Origin of the sequence: Klebsiella sp. KTE92, assembly GCF_000398905.1 — a bacterium.
Lineage (GTDB): Bacteria > Pseudomonadota > Gammaproteobacteria > Enterobacterales > Enterobacteriaceae > Klebsiella > Klebsiella variicola.
Genome location: NZ_KB976100.1, coordinates 4,967,043 through 4,987,099, shown reverse-complemented (window position 1 = coordinate 4,987,099; position 20,057 = coordinate 4,967,043). Strand labels below are relative to the sequence as shown.

Sequence of the window (20,057 nt, the reverse complement as noted above, 5' to 3'; positions counted from 1 at the left end):
GGCCAGCAAGCTGACCCGTTTTGATCGAATGACGTTTAAATCAGTTTCAGGGAGAGCCAGTAAAGGACGCCTGAAAGGATAATCGCTGCCGGAAGGGTCAACACCCAGGCCATCAGGATGCTGGTCACGGTCTTTTTCTGCAGACCACCGCCATCCACCAGCATTGTCCCCGCCACCGAGGAGGAGAGCACGTGGGTGGTGGAAACCGGCATTCCGGTGTAGCTCGCCAGACCGATAGAAACCGCTGCGGTCATCTGTGCCGACATCCCCTGAGCGTAGGTCATGCCCTTCTTACCAATCTTCTCGCCGATGGTGGTCGCCACGCGGCGCCAGCCGATCATGGTGCCGATACCTAACGCCAGCGCGACCGCCATAATAATCCAGATTGGCGCGTACTCGATGGTGCTCAGCATATCGGTTTTCAGTTTCTTCAGCAGACGCTGGTCGTCAGCGCTGACGTCCGGCAGCTTCGCCACTTTATCAGTGGTGTCGGAGATGCAGAGCATAATGCGACGCAGCTGACCGCGCTGATCCGGTGACAGTGAATCGTAGGTTTCAACGCCGGTCAGCATAGTCTTCACGCGGTCAAGCGCGTTGATAGTATTTGCTGGATGGCAATGAAACTCACCGTTGGCCGCGGTATTGGTATCCGGAGACGGAACCAGTTGGTCAACACCGGTGGCTTTCTTCAGCAGGTCAGGGCGCTGCTGAAAGAAGGTTTCCACGTTGTTGACCGCGTCGCGGGTACGAGTGATTTCGTAACCGGAGGCGTTCATATTCACCACGAAGCCCGCCGGGGCGACGCCAATCAGCACCAGCATCACCAGACCAATGCCTTTCTGCCCATCGTTGGCGCCGTGGGAGAACGACACGCCGATAGCGGACAGGATCAGGGCGATACGGGTCCAGAACGGCGGTTTTTTCTTACCGTCTTTCTTTTCACGTTCTGCGGGGGTCAGGTGGATACGCGCGCGTTTTTTGGTACCGCTCCAGTAGCGACGGAGAATGAAAATCAGGCCGCCCGCAATCACCAGACCGACGATCGGCGAGATGATAAGCGAAGCAAAAATGCCGATGACTTTCGGGATATTCAGCGCATCAACCACTGAAGTACCGGTCATCAGCGCATTGGTTAAACCAATACCGATGATGGCGCCAATCAGGGTGTGAGAACTGGAGGCCGGGAGGCCGAAATACCAGGTGCCGAGGTTCCAGATGATCGCCGCCAGCAGCATAGAGAACACCATGGCGAGGCCATGTGCGGAACCCATGTTAAGCAGCAGATCGGTGGGCAGCATATGCACAATGGCATAGGCTACGCTGAGACCGCCCAGCAGAACGCCGAAGAAGTTGAAGAGCGCCGCCATCGCCACAGCAAGCTGCGACCGCATTGCGCGAGTGTAGATAACCGTAGCCACCGCGTTTGCGGTATCATGGAAACCGTTAATCGCTTCGTAAAACAGTACAAAAGCTAAAGCAAGCAATAATAATAGTCCGGTATGTAAATCCAGACCGGCAAATAAATGTAGCATAGGACGTTACGCCATTTTGAGGACATGAACGCGGCGCATTATCAGTGACTTTAGCGGCGCGGGCAAAGTGAAATATAGACTTTTTTTGATTTTCTTCCTGTTTAGGTTTTACCCTGTTGGGAGTAATCCTATATCTTTCAATGATGTATCTAATGCGGGATTTTTCCCGCTGGTGTGACCAGAGTGAAATATTTACAAAACCCGACAATTGGGGAACGAGGAACGCGGTGTGGAAAGGTTTGATGCCATTGTCGTTGGCGCCGGAGCGGCGGGAATGTTTTGCGCAGCGCAGGCGGGCCAGCTCGGCTGCCGCGTCCTGCTGCTCGATAACGGCAAAAAGCCGGGACGAAAAATTCTGATGTCCGGCGGCGGCCGCTGCAACTTTACCAACATGTATGTTGAGCCGGCGGCCTATTTGAGCCAAAACCCGCATTTTTGCAAATCTGCCCTGGCGCGCTACACCCAGTGGGACTTTATCGAGCTGGTCGGCAAATATGGCATCGCCTGGCATGAGAAGACGCTCGGCCAGCTGTTTTGTGATGATTCGGCGGAGCAGATCGCCAATCTGCTGCTCGCGGAATGCGAAAAGGGCGACGTGCAGATCCGCCTGCGCAGCGAAATCCTCAGCGTCGAGCGAGATGAACAAGGCTACCGGCTACAGGTGAACGGCGAAACGCTGATGACCAAAAAGCTGGTGATTGCCTCCGGCGGTCTGTCGATGCCGGGGCTCGGCGCCTCGCCGTTTGGCTACAAGGTGGCCGAGCAGTTCGGCCTGAAGGTGCTGCCGACCCGCGCCGGGCTGGTGCCGTTTACCCTGCATAAGCCGCTGCTCGAGCAGCTTCAGGTGCTCTCCGGCGTTTCGGTGCCTTCTACCATTACCGCCGAGAACGGCACCCTGTTCCGCGAAAATCTGCTGTTTACCCATCGTGGCCTTTCCGGGCCGGCGGTGCTGCAGATATCCAGCTACTGGCAGCCCGGCGAGTTCGTCACTGTTAACTTGTTGCCGGACTGCAATCTTGAGGACTTCCTTAACGAGCAGCGCAGCGCGCATCCCAACCAGAGCCTGAAAAATACCCTGGCGATGCAGCTGCCGAAGCGGCTGGTGGAGTGTCTGCAGCAGCTGGGACAGATACCTGATGTGACACTGAAGCAACTGAACGTTCGCGATCAGCAGACGCTGGTGGAGACACTGACCGCCTGGCGCGTGCAGCCGAACGGCACCGAAGGCTACCGGACGGCGGAGGTGACCCTCGGCGGCGTGGATACCAACGAACTTTCGTCACGTACCATGGAGGCGCGTAAGGCGTCGGGTCTCTACTTTATCGGCGAAGTGATGGACGTCACCGGCTGGCTCGGCGGCTATAACTTCCAGTGGGCGTGGTCAAGCGCCTGGGCCTGCGCGCAGGCGCTGGTGGAAGGGTAATCCAAGGGCCCGGGTACTGTGGCACCCGGGCTTACTTGATCAGTTCAACCCAAGAAAATACTGGGCGATTTTGAAATAGATAATCAGCCCGGTGCCATCAATCAGCGTAGCGATAAACGGCGCGGAAACCACCGCCGGGTCGATGCCGATCCGCTTAAGCACCATCGGAATGATCGACGAGACAATCGCGCTCCACAGGGTAATACATACCAGCGTCAGGCTGACGATCAGCGTGATTTCCATGCCAATCCCCATCATCCAGGCGCGCAGGCAGCCCGCCAGACCCAGGGTCAGGGCAATCAGAAACGAGGTCGACACCTCTTTGCGGATCACCCGCCCCATATCGCGCAGCCGCACTTCCCCCAGCGCCATCGAGCGCACCAGCGTCGAGGTGATCTGCGTTCCGCTATTGCCGCCGGTGCCGATGAGCAGCGGAATAAAGAAGGCGAGGGCGATGGCCGATTCCAGCGCCTCTTCGAAATGCTGAAGCACGCTGCTGGTATAGGCTTCGGCCACGAACAGCAGCAATAGCCAGACCGAACGTTTCTTCCACAGCGTCCAGGGGCTGATCTCGAGGTACGGTTTTTCCAGCGGTAGCGTCGCCCCCTGCAGCTGGGCGTCTTCGGTGACGTCATCCTCCAGCAGATGGGCGATCTCCTTTTCCATCAGGCAGCCGACCAGCTCGCCTTTATCGACAACCGGTACCAGATCGAGGCCGCGCTCGGTGAGTTCGGCAATCACCTGCGGGCGCTCGTCGTCAGGTTTGACGCGAAACAGGCAGCTGTCCATCAGGTAGCGGATAGACTGCCCGACATCCCCTTCCTGCAGGAGCTTTTTGACCGACAGGCTGCCGCGCAGTTTCCTGCCGGCGACGACAAACACCTGGCCGGGAATATCATCACTGTCCAGCTGGGAGATAAAGTGTTCGCGCGCCTCATGGACGCTGAGATGTTCCTGCAGCGTAATAAAATCGGTACGCATGTACTGGGCGATCGCATCGCCGTCGAAGCCAGAGGTCGCCTGATGGGCGGCGCAGAGTTGAATGGAAGACATGATTAAAATCCCTATAAAAAATCACTCATAGGGGCGAACAAGACAGGGTTAGCGCAGGCAGATCCCTACGTCCTGGTTTTAGCACTGTATAACGTATCTGAACGGTCATGACCGCCAGAAGTTACCTTGGCAACACCTTGATTCGATGGAAGCCTGTATTTCCCTGAGTGGTCTCTCTCGATACCAACAGGGCGGTAACTTGTATTTATGCAGGAGCCTCGCCATAACGAGATCGTTAAATGAGGCGCCATTATTGGCGAAGAGGGATAATTCACAAAGCGTATAGTTTATGTGGTTTATCAACTGTTGATAAACCACCCAAGAATTTTCAAATAATTAATCATCCGCTAAACACTGCAAATGCCCATGCCGCACGCCGCGCTGGGCAATCACCTCGTCGGCAAAATGCTGTACCTCGGCCATGTCACCTTTCAGCACCGCAATCTCCAGGCAGTCGTCATGACTGATATGCACATGCAGCGTGGCGACGGAGAGATCGTGATGATGATGCTGGGTGGCCACCAGCCGGCTCGCCAGTTCGCGTTTCTCATGTTCATACACGTACGACAGGACGGCATACCCGCGCCGTGATTCCGGCGACGGAGGATCCTGGTTGAGGGCGTCGCGCAGAATATCGCGTACCGCCTCCGAGCGATTGTGGTAGCCACGGCGGGCGCTGAGCGCATCGAGGGCGGCCAGCAGGTCATCATCAAGGGTCAGGGTTACGCGCTGCATGGCATGGCCTCGTTTAGCAGAGTGGCAGGAAAAGGTGGCAGCACCGCGCGCTGCAGCGCCTGACCTGCAGGGGAGTGCAGGCGCAGCGGTAAGCTGACCGTCGCGGTTTCGACGATGCGCCCGTGCTCCATCACCAGCACTCGCTGGCAAAAGCGCTCCACCAGCCGCAGGTCGTGGGTGATAAACAGGCAGGCGGTGTCAAACTGCGCCTGCAGGCGCTTCAGCAGGGCGATAATCTCCGCCTGCAGCAGCAGATCAAGATTCGAAACCGCTTCATCCAGGATCAACAGCTGCGGCCGCACCGCCAGGGCGCGTGCCAGGCAGACGCGCTGCAGCTGCCCGCCGCTGAGCTGCGCCGGGCGCTTATCGAGCAGCGACGGCGCGAGGTCGACGGCCAGCAGCATCTCTTCCACCCGCCGCGAACGCGCCTCACGCGACAAGCGTAACAGATGGCGTAGCGGCTCGCTGACGATCTCGCGCACCGTTTTGCGCGGATTCACCGCGCTGAAGGCATCCTGAAATACCAGCTGAATATCACGGCGGAAGGCGCCGATGGCCTCGCCCTTGAGGGCAGTCAGCGGCGTGCCGCGCCAGGCAATATCACCGTGCTGCGGCGTTTCCAGACCCACCAGCATCCGCGCCAGGGTGCTTTTCCCACAGCCGCTGCGTCCGAGCAGGGCCACCGTTTCGCCGGGGGCGATGGCGAGATGGATCGCATGCAGGACCCTGCCGTGGTGAGGATAATCGTGACTCACTCCGGTGACGCTGAGTAAATTCATGGTGTTTTCTCCAGGCCGTACAGCGCCAGATGCGCGGCCAGCAGGCGCTGGCTGAGCGGGTGCCGCGGGGCGCTAAATAGCGTATTCACATCGCAGTGTTCAACGAGGCGACCGTTCTCCATGACCGTCACGTGATGCGCCAGCCGCGCCACGACGCCCATATCATGCGTCACCAGCAGCAGCCCCAGACCGCGCCTGGCGACGATATCCGCCAGCAGATCGAGAATGCGCGCCTGGGCGATGGCATCGAGATCGGTCGTCGGCTCGTCGGCGATGATAAAGGGCGCGCGGCTGAGCAGGGCGAGAGCGACCATCATCCGCTGCAGCATGCCGCCGCTCATCTCAAAGGGGTAGCGCTTCAGCAGCGCCCGCGGATTGTCCAGACCCACTTCCTCCATCGCTGCCAGCAGCACGGCGTCATTTGTTTCACGACCCGCTGCCCGGCAGGTTTCCCGGGCGTGCGCGGCCATGGTCTGCAGTGGATTAAAGGCGCTGCGTGGGTTTTGCATGATGGTGGCAATAGTCGTGCCGCGCAGTTGTTCGCCGTGCACCGGAATGCCGTCGAGCAGCACCCGGCCGGCGGTTTGCCTGACGCCAGGCGGCAACATGCCCAGTGCGGCGGCGCAGGTCAGCGATTTTCCGCAGCCACTGCTGCCGAGCAGCGCCAGCACCTGCCCGCGGCGCAGGGTGAAGGAAACGTCGCTGACCAGCGGTCGGTCAGCGGCAAGCGAGATCTGTTCCAGTTGGATCTTCTGCGGCATCAGTGGCTATGCTCCGCGATCAGGTGGGGATCGAGACGATCGCGCAGCGCGTCGCCCAGCAGGTTAAAAGCCATCACGCTGATGAACAGCGCCAGCCCCGGCCAGACCATTTGCAGCGGCTGGGTCCAGATATACTGTCGGGCGTCGTTGATCATTACCCCCCATTCCGCCGTCGGCGCGCTGACGCCGAGACCGAGGAACGACATGCCGGCCACGTGAAGCATCATATGGCCGATATCCAGCGAGGCGAGCACCAGCAGCGAGGGGATCACCGCCCCGGCCAGATGGTCGCTGAACAGCCGCCACTGGCTGGCGCCGCTCAGTCGGGCGGCGAGGATAAATTCGCGCTGGCGCAGGGAAACCACCAGGTTACGCACCATTCTGGCATACCAGGCCCAGTGCGACAGCGCAATGGCGAGGATCACGTTGGTCAACCCGGTACCCAGCACCCCCACCATAAAAAAAGACAGGATCGAGGTCGGAAAGGTCATAAACAGTTCGGCGAGGCGCATCAGGCCGCGGTCGGCGCGGCCGCCCAGCAGCCCGGCGCTGCCGCCGACCGCCAGACCGATCAGCAGCACCAGCAGCAGACAAGCCATCACCGCCCCCAGCGAAACGCGGGTGGCGGCCAGCAGGCGTGAGAAAATATCCCGGCCGAGATGATCGGTGCCGAGCCAGTGTGCTGCGCCCGGCGGTAGCAGCCGCTGCTGAAGGTCAATCGCCGCTGGATCCCAGGGCAGCCAACAGCCGCTGCCGATGGCGATGACTGCCAACAGCGCGATAACCAGCATGGCCAGTTTTACCGGCCAGCGAAAGCTTTGTAGCCATCTCATGCGCTCACCTCCTCGTGGCGGCGCAGGCGCGGGTCGAGCGCCGCGTTAAGCACATCCACCGCCAGATTAGCCAGCACGAACACCGTCACCATCATCAGGGTAAAGCACTGGATCACCGGGTAATCGCGATTGAAAATGGCGGAAACCGCGTAGCGGCCGACCCCGGGCCAGGCAAAGATATTTTCGATAATCATGGTGCCGCCGATCAGCTCGCCAATGTGCATGCCCATGGCGGTCACCACCGGCAGGGTGGCATTGCGCAGGATATGTCGGCGCTCCACCTGGCGCGCGCTCAATCCGCGTAGCCGCGCCCATATCACGTGACGCTGGCTGGCGGCGTCCAGCATGCTGGCGCGCAGCAGGCGGGCGTTGATCGCCAGCGACATAAAGGCGATGGAGACGGCGGGCAAAATCAGGTGCTGCCAGTCGCCATACCCCATCGCCGGGAGCCACTGCAGATGCACGGAAAAGAGCATCACCAGCAGAAAGGCCAGCCAGAAGTTCGGCATTGAGACGCCAAGAAAGGCAATCAGCCGTACCACATAGTCCGGCAGGCGATCGCGATGGCGCGCCGCCCAGATGCCCAGCGGCAGGGAGGTGACGAGGATCAGCGCCAGCGCCGCGCCGGTGAGCAGCAGGGTGGCTGGCAGGAAGTGCAGCAGGTCATCCAGCACCGGGCGCTGGGTGGCATAGGAGAGACCGAAATCCAGGTGCAGCGCCCGCCACAGCCAGTGCAGATACTGCATCGCCAGCGGCTGGTTGAGCCCCAGCAGCTCGCGGGTCGAGGCAACCATCTCTTCAGTGGGCGGCAGGTTCGACAGGCGTAAATAATCCAGCGCCGGGTCACCGGTGCCGAGCCGCAGCAGCAGAAAGATGATGGCGGAGGCGGCGAGCAGCAGCGGGATCAGCAGCAGCAGGCGGCGTAAAATATAGCGTAGCATTATGGCGTTACCGGGTTAATCTGATCGAAAGGGATCTCGGTGGTCACCGGGGCGAACGGGATCTCCCCGACCTCCTGGTGCGCAACCGACATCAGCGAGACATAGCTGATGGGCAGATACACCGCGTCCTGATGCAGGCGGGTCAGCACATCGTGGTACAGTTTTCTCCGCAGCGCCTCGTCCCCCGTGGTCAGTACTTCGCTAATCTCTTTATCAATCAGCGCCTTGTCCGGCAGGCCTCGCTGGGCCTGGTAATCCGCATGCGACGGGACGCGCATCGAGCTTAAAAAGGCATGCGGATCGTAGGGCGCGCCCCAGGTGCGATTGAAGATCATACCGAAGCGGCCTTCGCGCTGGCGGGCGTAAATGCTGCTCTCCTCCTCACCCACCAGGGTGACCTGGACGCCGACCTGCCGCAGATTGGCCTGAATAATTTCGGCCATTGATTTAGCCAGCGCGTCGGTGCCGATAAACGCCAGCTCAATCGCCAGCGGTTGCCCGGCTTTTTGTCGCCAGGGCTGGCCATCCGGCTGCTGCCAGCCAGCCTGCTCCAGCAGGGCGCGGGCTTTTGCCGGGTCGTAACGGCGCGGCGTCAGATCCTGCGGCGCGTAGGGGACCGAGGGGGCAAACAGGGTGTCGGCAACCTGCTGGGTGCCATACAACACGCTATCGACAAGGGTCTGTTTATCGACGGCGTAGTTGAGCGCCTCACGAACCGCCTGCTCGCGGGTCGGGCCCTGGCTGGCGTTCAGCGCCAGCATCACCGTTTCCACCGGGGCGGACAGGCGCGCCACGTAGCCGGGGTGATGGCGAAAACGTTCGAAGGTGTCCAGCGGCAGCAGCCCTTCGTCACCGTAGAGCATATCGATTTCCCCGGTTTCGAACGCCACCGCCCGGCTGGTGGCGTCGGGGATCACCTTGATGGTGATTTGCTGCAGTGCCGGTTTACGACCCCAGTAGCGCTCATTGCGTACCAGCACATCGCGCTGATTGAGCTGCGAGCTCGCCAGTCGCCACGGACCGGTGCCGATCGGGGCTTTAATGCCCCTGGCGGTGCCGCCATCGATAAACTGCGAGGGCGCGATGAAGCGGAACGGGCGGGGCAGGGCCAGCTCTTGGAGTAAGGGCGCGTAGGCGCTTTTCAGAGTGATCTGCAACTCAGTGGCGCTGAGCGCCCGCACGTCGGTGATCTGGTTGGCGAGCTCAAGCCAGGCATGGCGTTGGCGGTTGGCCAGCACCGCCTGGAAATTGGCCGCCGCGGCCTGGGCGTTAAACGGTTCGCCATTGGAGAAGGTCACATCGTCGCGCAGGGTGAACCACCAGGTTTTACCATCGGCGGCGTGACGCCAGCGGGTCGCCAGCCAGGGCTGTACGCTGCCGTCAGCCTGATACTTCACCAGCGGTTCATAGACCATGCTTTGGGCAAACATCTGGTTGGGTGTATAGAGATGGGGATTCAGCGGGCCGACGTTAACCGGCCAGGCGGTGGTGAGCTGGTGCGGCGCGGCCTGAGCCAGTAAAGGGACGCAGGCAACCAGCGCCAGCAGGGTGAGGCGGATAGTAGACAAGACGGTGATCTCAGCGACAGGAAAGTATGACGATTTTAGTGATTCATCATACTTTGGGAGTAACCTGGATCAATATTGCGCCGGAAAGTATAAGAAAATCGTATCATTACACGCGGGCGGTAAACACCGCCTGCGCTTCTCAGGGCGCCCGGAATAAGCCCAGCAGCGTGGCTACCTGCTCGTCGATCGGCGCCAGGTCCCGCTTAACGATCAGGTGCAGCGGCGTCGCGCGGCGCGCGCCGTGGCTGAGGGGCAGCCGCTTCAGCACGCCCTGGTCGAGATGGGAACGAATGCGCTCTTCCGGCAGCCAGCCGAACCCGACCTGATACATCACCGCATCAATGGCGGCGTCAATGGTGGAGAAGGTCCAGGCGTCACGCGTCGCCTGACCATCGCCGGTCTGATCGGCAATGCGCACCAGCGACCACGGCGCCAGCGTGCTGTCCTCCAGCGGCCCGTCGAGCGTGGCGAGAGGGTGGTCGCGGTGGGCGACGGCGATAAAATCAATATTCATCAGCCACTCTCCACGGCCGGTAATATCCTGGCGGCGGGTCAGCACCATCACATCAGCTTCCGTCCGCGCCGCGCTCTCGTCATCAACGTTTTCCAGCACTTCGGTGAGTCTGACCTGGGTCTGCGGATAGCGCTGCTGGAACTGGCGTAAAATCGCGAACAGCCGCTGGCGCGGGAAAATGCTGTCGACCACCAGATCCAGGCGGGTGCGCGCCCCGTTGCGTAAGGTGGCGGCGTGGGTCTCGACGTAGGCGAAGGCCTGCAGCAGCGGTTTGACCTGATTCAGCAGCAGTTCGCCGGCCGGGGTCAGCACCGCCCGCCGGCCGGACGGCGCCAGCAGCGCCACGCCTAAGCGCTCCTGCAGCAGCGCGAGGTTATAGCTCACCGAAGACTGACTGCGGTTGGTCTCCTCCGCCGCTCTGGCAAAGCTCCCCAATTCCACTACCTTTTCGAGTAACGCCCACTGCTCCAGGGTTGTCTTGTGCATAATCAATCTAAAATTTGGATGTATTTAATCCAAACATAGCGTTATTCATTCATTTTTTAAAGACGTATGCTGTCCTCAACAAAACAGAGGAGAATAAATGATGAGCACTTTCGACAAACATGACCTCAGCGGCTTTATCGGTAAACATCTGGTCTATACCTACGACAACGGCTGGAACTACGAGATTTACGTCAAAAATGGCCACACCCTCGACTACCGTATTCACAGCGGCATCGTCGGCAATCGCTGGGTGAAAGATCAGGAAGCGTACATCGTGCGGGTGGGGGAAAGTATCTACAAAATCTCCTGGACCGAACCGACCGGCACCGACGTCAGCCTGATCGTCAACCTGGGCGACAAACTGTTCCACGGCACCATTTTCTTCCCGCGCTGGATCATGAATAACCCGGAAAAAACCGTCTGCTTCCAGAACGACCATATTCCGCTGATGAATTCGTACCGTGATGCCGGCCCGGCCTATCCAACGGAAGTGATTGACGAGTTCGCCACTATCACCTTCATTCGCGACTGTGGCGCCGATAATGACGAGGTCATTAATTGCCCGGCGAGCGAATTACCTGCGGATTTTCCTGCAAACTTGTAATTCAGCAGAAATAACTTTGTGATCTGCGCTAACATTTTGTCATTAAGCGTGACGATCGCTAATTAAAGTATTGTGTATTGGTTTAATTCCCGTTTACTTTTTGCTATTGCGTTCCTGTTTCTTGCCGCTTAACAGGAACGCTTTCCTGTCATACCCCTGCCATAAAAAATTCCTATCATACTGTTTAGTAATGAGTTATTACTTATTCTGAGAAAATATTAATTTCTTAATATTATCCTAAGCAAGGTCGACTACATTAATAGTGGTCGAAATACCCTGAAATGGAATGCCGCGCTGAACTCACTTCATTTTAATTTCGTTTAAGTCCGCAGGCGCAGGATATTTTATTCTAACGACCCTGATTTGTGCGTGGGTCAACTACAGAACAGGATGATGATGAGCGATTTTTTGCCGTTTTCGCGCCCGTCGATGGGCGACGCAGAGCTGGCTGCGCTGCGTGAAGTTTTAGCGTCGGGCTGGATCACCACCGGACCGAAGAATCAGGCACTCGAAGCGGCATTCTGCCAGCTGACCGGCAACCGCCACGCGATTGCCGTCAGTTCAGCGACCGGCGGGATGCATGTGACCCTGATGGCGCTGGGTATTGGCCCCGGCGATGAAGTCATTACGCCTTCCCAGACCTGGGTCTCCACTCTCAATATGATCTGCCTGCTGGGCGCTACGCCGGTGATGATCGATGTCGATAACGACAATCTGATGATTACCCCTTACGCGGTGGAAGCGGCGATCACTTCGCGTACCAAAGCGATAATTCCCGTGCACTACGCGGGCGCGCCAGCCGACATCGACGCCATTCGCGCGGTGGGCGAGCGCCACGGCATTCCGGTGATTGAAGATGCCGCCCATGCGGCGGGTACCCATTATAAAGGCCGCCACATTGGCTGGCAGGGGACCGCCATTTTCTCGTTCCACGCGATCAAGAACATGACCTGCGCCGAAGGCGGGCTGATTGTCACCGACGACGACGAGCTGGCCTCCCGTATCCGCAGTCTGAAATTCCATGGTCTGGGCGTGGACGCCTATGATCGTCAGACCCACGGCCGCGCGCCGCAGGCGGAGGTGATCACCCCGGGCTTCAAGTACAACCTTGCCGATATCAACGCCGCTCTGGCGCTGGTCCAACTGGAAAAACTGAGCCACGCCAATCAGCGCCGGACCGAGATTGCCCAGCGCTACCTGCGCGAGCTGGCGGACACGTCGTTTAAACCGCTGACCGTCCCGGCATGGGATCACCAGCACGCCTGGCACTTGTTTATCATCCGCGTCGATGAGGCCGCATGCGGCATCAGCCGCGACGCGCTGATGGAAAAGCTGAAGGCGATGGGTATCGGCACGGGTCTGCATTTCCGTGCGGCTCATACGCAAAAATATTACCGCGAGCGCTTCCCTGAGGTTTCCCTGCCAAATACCGAATGGAACAGCGCCCGCATCTGTTCTCTCCCGTTGTTCCCGGACATGACCGATGACGATGTCACTCGCGTCATTTCCGCACTGCGCCAGCTGTCAGGACGTTGATATGCTTACTTACCCTCCCGTGAAGAAGGTCTCGGTGGTTATCCCGGTTTATAACGAACAGGATAGTCTGCCGGAACTGCTTCGTCGTACGGATACCGCCTGCGCCACGCTGGGGCGGCAATATGAAATTCTGCTGATCGACGATGGCAGCAGCGACGATTCCGCGCGCATGCTGACCGAAGCCGCCGAGGCGGAAGGCAGTCACGTCGTCGCCGTGCTGTTAAACCGTAACTACGGCCAGCACTCGGCGATCATGGCCGGCTTTAGCCATGTGACGGGCGATCTGATTATTACCCTTGATGCCGATCTGCAAAACCCACCGGAGGAAATTCCGCGGTTAGTAGAGAAGGCTGATGAAGGCTACGACGTGGTGGGCACCGTCCGCCAGAACCGTCAGGACAGCATCTTCCGCAAAAGCGCCTCGAAGATGATCAACCGCCTGATCCAGCGCACCACCGGCAAAGCGATGGGCGACTACGGCTGCATGCTGCGCGCTTACCGCCGCCATATTATCGACGCGATGCTCAACTGCCACGAGCGCAGCACCTTTATCCCGATCCTGGCGAATACCTTCGCCCGTCGCGCGGTCGAGATCCCGGTGATGCATGCCGAGCGCGAATTCGGCGACTCCAAATACAGCTTCATGCGCCTGATCAACCTGATGTACGACCTGGTGACCTGTCTGACCACCACGCCGCTGCGTCTGCTCAGCATTTTCGGCAGCGTGATTGCCCTGCTGGGCTTCGCCTTCGGCCTGCTGCTGGTGGTGCTGCGCCTGGCCTTTGGCCCGCAGTGGGCGGCGGAAGGGGTGTTCATGCTCTTCGCCGTGCTGTTTATGTTCATCGGCGCCCAGTTTATCGGTATGGGCCTGCTCGGCGAGTATATCGGACGCATCTATAACGACGTTCGCGCTCGTCCCCGCTACTTTATTCAACGTGTTGTTCGCCAGCCGGAAACGGCATCTAAAGAGGAAGATCGTTCATGAAAGCCGTAGTCTTCGCTTATCACGATATGGGCTGCACCGGTATCCAGTCCCTGCTGGACGCCGGGTATGATATCGCTGCTATTTTCACCCACCCGGATAACCCTGGCGAAAACCATTTCTTTGGCTCCGTGGCGCGCCTTGCCGCCGAGCAGGGCATTCCAGTGTGGGCGCCGGAAGACGTGAACCATCCGCTGTGGATTGAGCGTATCCGCGAGATGAAGCCGGACGTGCTGTTCTCCTTCTACTACCGCAACCTGCTGGGCGATGAGATCCTCAATCTGGCGCCGAAAGGGGCGTTCAACCTGCACGGTTCGCTGCTGCCGAAATATCGTGGCCGTGCGCCGCTGAACTGGGTGCTGGTCAATGGCGAAAGCGAAACCGGCGTCACCCTGCACCGCATGGTGAACCGCGCGGATGCCGGCGATATCGTCGCCCAGCAAACCGTGGCGATTGGCCCGGATGACGCGGCCCTGACGCTGCATCGTAAGCTGTGCGCCGCCGCCACTGAGCTGCTGGGCCAGGCGTTGCCGGCGATCCTTGAAGGAAAAACCGCAGAGCGCCCGCAGGATCACAGCCAGGCGACCTACGTGGGGCGTCGTACCCCGGAGGATGGCCGCCTCGACTGGGAGCAGCCGGCGCAGACCCTGCACAATCTGGTGCGTGCCGTCTCGGATCCGTGGCCGGGCGCCTTCGGCTACGCTGGCGCGAACAAGTTTATCGTCTGGAAATCCCGCGTCCGCCACGATCTGCCGGCAGCCAAACCGGGTACCGTTATCTCCGTTGCGCCGCTGATCGTGGCGTGCCAGGACGGGGCGCTGGAAATTGTCACCGGCCAGACCGAACGCGGTGTGTACATGCAGGGCGCTCAGCTGGCGCAGGCGCTGGGCCTGGTGTCCGGGGCGGTGATCAGCAGCAAACCGGTGGTGGCGATTAAGCGTCGCACCCGCGTGCTGATCCTTGGCGTCAATGGCTTTATCGGTAACCATTTGACCGAGCGCCTGCTGCAGGACGACAACTATGAAATTTACGGCCTGGATATCGGCTCCGACGCCATCAGCCGTTTCCTTGAGAGCCCGCGTTTCCACTTCGTGGAAGGCGATATCAGCATTCACTCCGAGTGGATCGAGTATCACATTAAGAAATGCGACGTGGTGTTGCCGCTGGTGGCCATCGCCACCCCTATCGAATACACCCGCAACCCGCTGCGCGTGTTCGAGCTGGATTTCGAAGAGAACCTGAAGATCATCCGCGATTGCGTGAAATACAATAAGCGCATCATCTTCCCGTCGACCTCTGAAGTGTACGGCATGTGCACCGACAAAAACTTCGACGAAGATACCTCCAATCTGGTGGTCGGGCCGATCAACAAACAGCGTTGGATCTACTCGGTTTCTAAACAGCTGCTGGACCGCGTGATTTGGGCCTACGGCGATAAGTACGATCTTAAGTTCACCCTGTTCCGTCCGTTCAACTGGATGGGACCGCGCCTGGATAACCTCAACGCCGCGCGTATCGGTAGTTCCCGCGCCATCACCCAGCTGATCCTCAACCTGGTGGAAGGGTCGCCGATCAAGCTCATCGAGGGCGGCAAGCAGAAGCGCTGCTTCACCGATATCAGCGACGGTATCGAAGCGCTGTTCCGCATCATCGAGAACAAAGACGGCCGCTGCGACGGGCAGATCATCAACATCGGCAACCCGGAAAACGAAGCGAGCATCAAAGAGCTGGCCGAAATGCTGCTCGCCTGCTTCGAACGCCATCCGCTGCGCGATCGCTTCCCGCCGTTTGCCGGCTTCCGTGAAGTGGAAAGCAGCGATTACTACGGGAAGGGCTACCAGGACGTTGAGCATCGTAAGCCGAGCATTCGCAACGCCAAACGCTGCCTGAACTGGGAACCGAAGGTGGAGATGGAAGAAACGGTCGAACACACGCTGGACTTCTTCCTGCGTACAGTTGAACTGGTGGACGATAAAAATCCATGAAACAGGTCGGCTTACGCATAGATGTCGATACCTTTCGCGGAACGCGGGACGGCGTTCCGCGGCTGCTGGACCTGCTGGGCCAGCACGGGATCCAGGCAAGCTTCTTCTTCAGCGTCGGGCCGGACAATATGGGGCGCCATCTGTGGCGCCTGGTAAAACCGAAGTTTCTGTGGAAGATGCTGCGTTCCAGAGCGGCTTCGCTGTACGGCTGGGATATTCTGCTGGCTGGCACCGCGTGGCCGGGACGCCGCATCGGCGCGGGGAACGAAGCGGTGATCCGCGCGGCCGCCGAGTCTCATGAAGTCGGGCTGCACGCCTGGGATCACTACAGCTGGCAGGCGTGGAGCGGCGTCTGGCCGCAGGAACGGCTGGCGCTGGAGGTTGAGCGCGGCCTGCTCGAACTGGAACGCATCATCGGCCGGCCGGTCACCTGTTCGGCTGTCGCCGGCTGGCGCGCCGATCAGCGGGTGGTCAAAGCCAAAGAATCCTTCGATTTTCTCTACAACAGCGACTGTCGCGGCACGCGGCCGTTCCTGCCCCAGCTCGGTAGCGGCACGTTTGGTACGGTGCAGATCCCGGTCACGCTGCCGACCTGGGATGAGGCGGTGGGCACGGCGGTCGATATCGCCGGCTTTAACCGCTACCTGCTCGACTGCATCCATCGCGACCCGGGCGTGCCGGTCTATACCATTCACGCCGAAGTGGAAGGTATTGCTTACGCCGATCAGTTCAATGAACTGCTGACCATGGCGGCGGAAGAGGAAATTCAGTTTTGCCCACTGAGCCAGCTGCTGCCCGCTGACTTTAGCGAGCTGCCGTCTGGCAAAGTGGTTCGGGGTGAACTGGCTGGCCGGGAAGGCTGGCTCGGACGTGAACAATTACTGACTTCGGGTGTTTGATGAAAAGCATTCGCTATGGCGTCTCTCTGATTGCGCTGTTTGCGCTGTATTACCTGCTGCCGCTTAATTTTCGTTTGCTCTGGCAACCCGATGAAACCCGCTATGCGGAGATCAGCCGTGAAATGCTGGCCACCGGTGACTGGGTGGTGCCGCATTTTCTCGGATTGCGCTACTTCGAAAAGCCGATTGCCGGTTACTGGATCAACAGTATCGGTCAGTGGCTGTTTGGCCATAATAACTTCGGCGTACGCTTTGGGTCGGTCTTCGCTATCACCATGACTGCCCTGCTGGTGGCCTGGCTGGCGTGGCGCGTCTTTCGCGACAAAAAGGTGGCTGTCCTGTCGCCGGTGATTTTCCTTACCGCGATGCTGGTGTATGCGATTGGCACCTATGCGGTGCTGGACCCGATGATCACCCTGTGGCTGGCACTGGCGATGTGCAGCTTCTGGGGCGCGGCGCAGGCGCAGAGCCGCAGCGGCAAAATACTGGGCTACGCGCTGCTGGGCGTCGCTTGCGGTATGGGGGTGATGACCAAGGGCTTCCTGGCGCTGGCGGTGCCGGTGGTGGGCGTGCTGCCGTGGGTGATCGCCCGTAAACGCTGGCGTGAAGTGCTGACCTACGGCTGGCTGGCGGTGATCGTCTGTACGCTGGTGGTGCTGCCCTGGGGGCTGGCTATCGCCCAGCGCGAGCCGGACTTCTGGCGCTACTTCTTCTGGGTCGAGCATATTCAGCGTTTTGCCGAAAAAGATGCCCAGCACAAAGCGCCGTTCTGGTACTACATTCCGTTCCTGATCGCCGGCAGCCTGCCGTGGCTGGCTCTGCTGCCGGGGGCGCTGAAGCGCGGCTGGCTTGAGCGCGATGAGGCTCGCGGCGCGCTGTATCTGCTGGGTTGGGTGGCGATGCCGTTCCTGTTCTTCAGTATCGCCAAAGGCAAACTGCCGACCTATATCCTGCCGTGCTTTGCGCCGCTGTCGATTCTGATGGCCCGCTACGCGCTGGAGGCCGCAAAGACCGGCGCAAAAGCGCTGCGCATCAACGGGATGATCAACCTGGGCGTTGGCCTGCTGGGGCTGATCGCCGTGCTGGTGGTCTCACCCTGGGGCGTGATGCACAAGCCGGTGTGGACCAAGATTGAGCTGTATAAATGTCTGCTGGCGGCGATCGCCTTCGCCGTCTGGGCGCTGATGGGCTGGCTGGCGATGAAAAACCCGTGCCGCCGCTGGAGCCTCGCCGCGCTCTGTCCGCTCGGCCTGGCGCTGCTGGTGGGCTTCGCCATCCCGGACCGGGTTATCGACAGCAAACAGCCGCAGTTCCTCGTGGATATCGTCAGTGAATCCCTGCAGCCCAGCCGTTACGTCCTGACCAACAACGTTGGGATCGCCGGCGGCCTGGCCTGGGAGCTGAAGCGCAGCGATATTATTATGTTCGACAAACAGGGTGAGCTGAAGTACGGTCTCGACTGGCCGGATGCTCAGGGAAGCTTTGTCAGCCAGGCCGGTTTTGCCGACTGGCTGGCCACGCACCGTCAGCAGGGGCCGGTCTCGCTGGTGCTGTTGATGGATAAAGGAGAGAGTATGGTTGACTTACCGTTACCGAAGCCAGATAACGCCTACGAGCTGGGTCGGGTGGTCTTCCTTCAGTATCTGCCGCAATGAGCGTCTGGATCTGTCTGGTGTTCGCCAGCCTGCTGAGCTGCGCCGGGCAACTCTGCCAGAAACAGGCGACCCGCCCGTCCCGTCGCGGACGGCGGAGTCGCCATATACTCTTCTGGCTGGGGATGGCGCTGTTATGCCTGGGCTGCGGCATGCTGCTGTGGCTGAGCGTGCTGCAGTCTATTCCGGTCAGCATCGCCTATCCGATGCTGAGCCTGAATTTCGTCTGGGTTACCCTCGCGGGCTGGGGCATCTGGCATGAGCCGGTCGCTCGCCGTCACTGGCTTGGCGTCGGGTTGATCGTCGTGGGCATTGTCATTCTGGGGACCAGCGTCTGATGGGCTTTCTCTGGGCATTATTCAGCGTCGGCCTCGTCAGCGCCGCGCAGTTGCTGCTGCGCAGCGCCATGGTGGCCTTGCCGCCGCTGACCGATATTGTGGCATTTCTCCAGCATCTGCTGCATTTCCAGCCCGGGACCTTCGGCCTGTTTTTCGGCCTGCTGGGCTACCTGCTGTCGATGGTCTGCTGGTACTTTGCCCTGCATCGCCTGCCGCTGTCGAAAGCGTATGCCCTGCTGAGCCTGAGCTATATCCTCGTGTGGGCTGCCGCCATCTGGCTGCCCGGCTGGCATGAGCCGTTCTACTGGCAATCGCTGCTGGGCGTGACGATCATTGTCGCCGGCGTGTTGACCATCTTCTGGCCGGTCAAACGCCGCTAGCCGGGGAGCCGGCTTTTGGGACGGCCCGGGCCGAGCAGGATCGCCAGCTTGCTGCCTCCGACGGTGGTCTCCATCCAGATTTTACAGACGCTGGTTAACGGTACCGAGAGCAGCATCCCCACCGGCCCCAGCAGCCAGCCCCAGACCAGCAACGACAGGAACACCACCAGGGTCGACATTCCCAGCCGATGGCCCATCATGCGCGGCTCCACCATGTTGCCCAGCACCATATGCACCACCAGAAACAGCGCCCCGACCAACAGGCACTCATAAATGCCGCTAAACAGCAGCGCCTGCAGCATCGGGGGGATAGCGGAGATAGCGGAGCCAATGTTCGGCACATAGTTCAGCAGAAACGCCAGCACTCCCCACATCAGGGCGAACTGTACCCCCATCGCCAGCAGCCCCAGCCAGACAATCAGCCCGGTCCACAGGCTAATCAGCGTCTTCAGCGCCAGATAATGGGTGACGCCTTTCAGCGCCCGGTGCAATCCGGCGATATGCAGGCGCGGGTTATTGAGGGCAAAACGCAGTTTGTAGGGCAGGTGGCGAACCTCAAACAGCATAAAGATCACCGTCATCACCAGCAGCACGATGCTGGCCATCGCCCCGGAAAGCTGGGTCATTAGCGTCGTGGCCCAGGTCATCAGCCGTTCTGAATCCATGCGCCGCAGCATGCGCTCCGGATTGATATGCAGATTAAGGAAGGGGAGATACTCCTGGAGCTGGAGGATCTTGCGCGTCAGGGCGCGGTTGAAATCGGGGAGCATGGCGACAAAGTCATTGAGCGACGCCGCCAGTACGCCAAGCAGCGCGGTGAGCATCACCAACATCGCCGTCACCACCAGGGTAATGGCGAACGGACGCCGCACCCCGCGGCGAATGAACCAGGTGACCAGCGGGTTGAGAACAATAGCGAAAAACAGCGCCAGCAGCAGCTGCACCAGAATATCGGCGGCGGCGTGGATCCCGGCGAGGATAATCACTAACGCTGCCAGCTTAAGTAAAATATGGAGCCCGGCTTTATCAGCCTGCGGAGAGGACATAGGGATTCCT

19 protein-coding genes and 1 riboswitch are annotated in these 20,057 nt (G+C 59.9%); of the genes, 9 read left to right on the top strand and 10 right to left on the bottom strand.

Features of this window, described 5'->3' with window-relative positions; translation table 11 throughout:
- Window positions 1–35: 35 nt before the first annotated feature.
- A complete protein-coding gene (gene pitA / locus A1WC_RS02150) occupies window positions 36–1,532 on the bottom strand; it encodes an inorganic phosphate transporter PitA (RefSeq protein WP_008806938.1) in 1,497 nt (498 codons plus the stop codon).
- 229 nt (window positions 1,533–1,761) lie between these two features.
- Here pitA and A1WC_RS02155 point away from each other — a divergent pair, with 229 nt between their 5' ends.
- Complete coding sequence (locus A1WC_RS02155) at window positions 1,762–2,955, top strand: NAD(P)/FAD-dependent oxidoreductase (protein ID WP_032691276.1); 1,194 nt, start codon at window positions 1,762–1,764, stop codon at window positions 2,953–2,955.
- A 39-nt stretch (window positions 2,956–2,994) separates the two neighbouring features.
- Here the strand turns inward: A1WC_RS02155 and A1WC_RS02160 are convergent, their stop codons facing one another.
- The 8 genes from A1WC_RS02160 to A1WC_RS02195 all read right to left on the bottom strand — a co-directional run bounded on the left by A1WC_RS02160 (window position 2,995) and on the right by A1WC_RS02195 (window position 10,625).
- Window positions 2,995–4,008 carry a magnesium transporter gene (locus A1WC_RS02160; RefSeq protein WP_012540371.1) on the bottom strand — a complete coding sequence of 338 codons (1,014 nt, stop codon included), beginning with the start codon at window positions 4,006–4,008 and terminating at the stop codon, window positions 2,995–2,997.
- 56 nt (window positions 4,009–4,064) lie between these two features.
- A riboswitch (M-box (ykoK) riboswitch) is annotated at window positions 4,065–4,246 on the bottom strand.
- 98 nt (window positions 4,247–4,344) lie between these two features.
- Window positions 4,345–4,743, bottom strand: a complete 399-nt coding sequence (gene nikR / locus A1WC_RS02165; RefSeq protein WP_016161926.1) for a nickel-responsive transcriptional regulator NikR — start codon at window positions 4,741–4,743, stop codon at window positions 4,345–4,347.
- On the bottom strand, window positions 4,731–5,522 hold the full coding sequence (gene nikE, locus A1WC_RS02170; RefSeq protein ID WP_008806945.1) for a nickel import ATP-binding protein NikE: 792 nt from the start codon (window positions 5,520–5,522) through the stop codon (window positions 4,731–4,733). Before nikE ends, nikR begins: the two co-directional genes overlap by 13 nt.
- Entirely contained in the window at window positions 5,519–6,283 is a 765-nt protein-coding gene (locus tag A1WC_RS02175) for a nickel import ATP-binding protein NikD (protein ID WP_008806946.1), read from the bottom strand. Before A1WC_RS02175 ends, nikE begins: the two co-directional genes overlap by 4 nt.
- Window positions 6,283–7,116, bottom strand: a complete 834-nt coding sequence (gene nikC, locus A1WC_RS02180) for a nickel ABC transporter permease subunit NikC (RefSeq protein WP_016161925.1) — start codon at window positions 7,114–7,116, stop codon at window positions 6,283–6,285. The genes A1WC_RS02175 and nikC overlap by 1 nt, the downstream gene beginning before the upstream one ends.
- Window positions 7,113–8,057: a nickel ABC transporter permease subunit NikB gene (gene nikB, locus A1WC_RS02185; protein WP_016161924.1), complete on the bottom strand. Its 945-nt coding sequence runs from the start codon at window positions 8,055–8,057 to the stop codon at window positions 7,113–7,115. Before nikB ends, nikC begins: the two co-directional genes overlap by 4 nt.
- Window positions 8,057–9,625 carry a nickel ABC transporter substrate-binding protein gene (nikA, locus tag A1WC_RS02190; protein WP_016161923.1) on the bottom strand — a complete coding sequence of 523 codons (1,569 nt, stop codon included), beginning with the start codon at window positions 9,623–9,625 and terminating at the stop codon, window positions 8,057–8,059. The genes nikB and nikA overlap by 1 nt, the downstream gene beginning before the upstream one ends.
- 139 nt (window positions 9,626–9,764) lie before the next feature.
- Window positions 9,765–10,625: a LysR family transcriptional regulator gene (locus A1WC_RS02195; RefSeq protein WP_016161922.1), complete on the bottom strand. Its 861-nt coding sequence runs from the start codon at window positions 10,623–10,625 to the stop codon at window positions 9,765–9,767.
- 97 nt (window positions 10,626–10,722) lie between these two features.
- On the opposite strand from A1WC_RS02195, the gene A1WC_RS02200 reads away from it, so the two are divergent.
- The 8 genes from A1WC_RS02200 (at window position 10,723) to arnF (ending at window position 19,001) form a co-directional block, all read left to right on the top strand.
- Window positions 10,723–11,229, top strand: coding sequence for a phenolic acid decarboxylase (locus A1WC_RS02200; protein ID WP_012540376.1), 507 nt, complete (start codon window positions 10,723–10,725; stop codon window positions 11,227–11,229).
- Between the two features lie 396 nt (window positions 11,230–11,625).
- A complete protein-coding gene (gene arnB / locus A1WC_RS02205) occupies window positions 11,626–12,765 on the top strand; it encodes a UDP-4-amino-4-deoxy-L-arabinose aminotransferase (protein ID WP_016161921.1) in 1,140 nt (379 codons plus the stop codon).
- A 1-nt stretch (window position 12,766) separates the two neighbouring features.
- A complete protein-coding gene (gene arnC / locus A1WC_RS02210) occupies window positions 12,767–13,750 on the top strand; it encodes an undecaprenyl-phosphate 4-deoxy-4-formamido-L-arabinose transferase (RefSeq protein ID WP_008806952.1) in 984 nt (327 codons plus the stop codon).
- Window positions 13,747–15,732, top strand: coding sequence for a bifunctional UDP-4-amino-4-deoxy-L-arabinose formyltransferase/UDP-glucuronic acid oxidase ArnA (gene arnA, locus A1WC_RS02215; RefSeq protein ID WP_008806953.1), 1,986 nt, complete (start codon window positions 13,747–13,749; stop codon window positions 15,730–15,732). Before arnC ends, arnA begins: the two co-directional genes overlap by 4 nt.
- A complete protein-coding gene (gene arnD, locus A1WC_RS02220; protein WP_008806954.1) occupies window positions 15,729–16,631 on the top strand; it encodes a 4-deoxy-4-formamido-L-arabinose-phosphoundecaprenol deformylase in 903 nt (300 codons plus the stop codon). Before arnA ends, arnD begins: the two co-directional genes overlap by 4 nt.
- Window positions 16,631–18,286, top strand: a complete 1,656-nt coding sequence (gene arnT / locus A1WC_RS02225) for a lipid IV(A) 4-amino-4-deoxy-L-arabinosyltransferase (RefSeq protein WP_016161920.1) — start codon at window positions 16,631–16,633, stop codon at window positions 18,284–18,286. Before arnD ends, arnT begins: the two co-directional genes overlap by 1 nt.
- Window positions 18,283–18,621, top strand: a complete 339-nt coding sequence (gene arnE / locus A1WC_RS02230) for a 4-amino-4-deoxy-L-arabinose-phosphoundecaprenol flippase subunit ArnE (protein WP_008806956.1) — start codon at window positions 18,283–18,285, stop codon at window positions 18,619–18,621. Before arnT ends, arnE begins: the two co-directional genes overlap by 4 nt.
- Complete coding sequence (gene arnF, locus A1WC_RS02235) at window positions 18,621–19,001, top strand: 4-amino-4-deoxy-L-arabinose-phosphoundecaprenol flippase subunit ArnF (RefSeq protein WP_008806957.1); 381 nt, start codon at window positions 18,621–18,623, stop codon at window positions 18,999–19,001. Before arnE ends, arnF begins: the two co-directional genes overlap by 1 nt.
- Here the strand turns inward: arnF and A1WC_RS02240 are convergent.
- On the bottom strand, window positions 18,998–20,047 hold the full coding sequence (locus A1WC_RS02240; protein ID WP_008806958.1) for an AI-2E family transporter: 1,050 nt from the start codon (window positions 20,045–20,047) through the stop codon (window positions 18,998–19,000). The two genes, arnF and A1WC_RS02240, sit on opposite strands and share 4 nt — an antisense overlap.
- Between the last annotated feature and the right edge of the window lie 10 nt (window positions 20,048–20,057).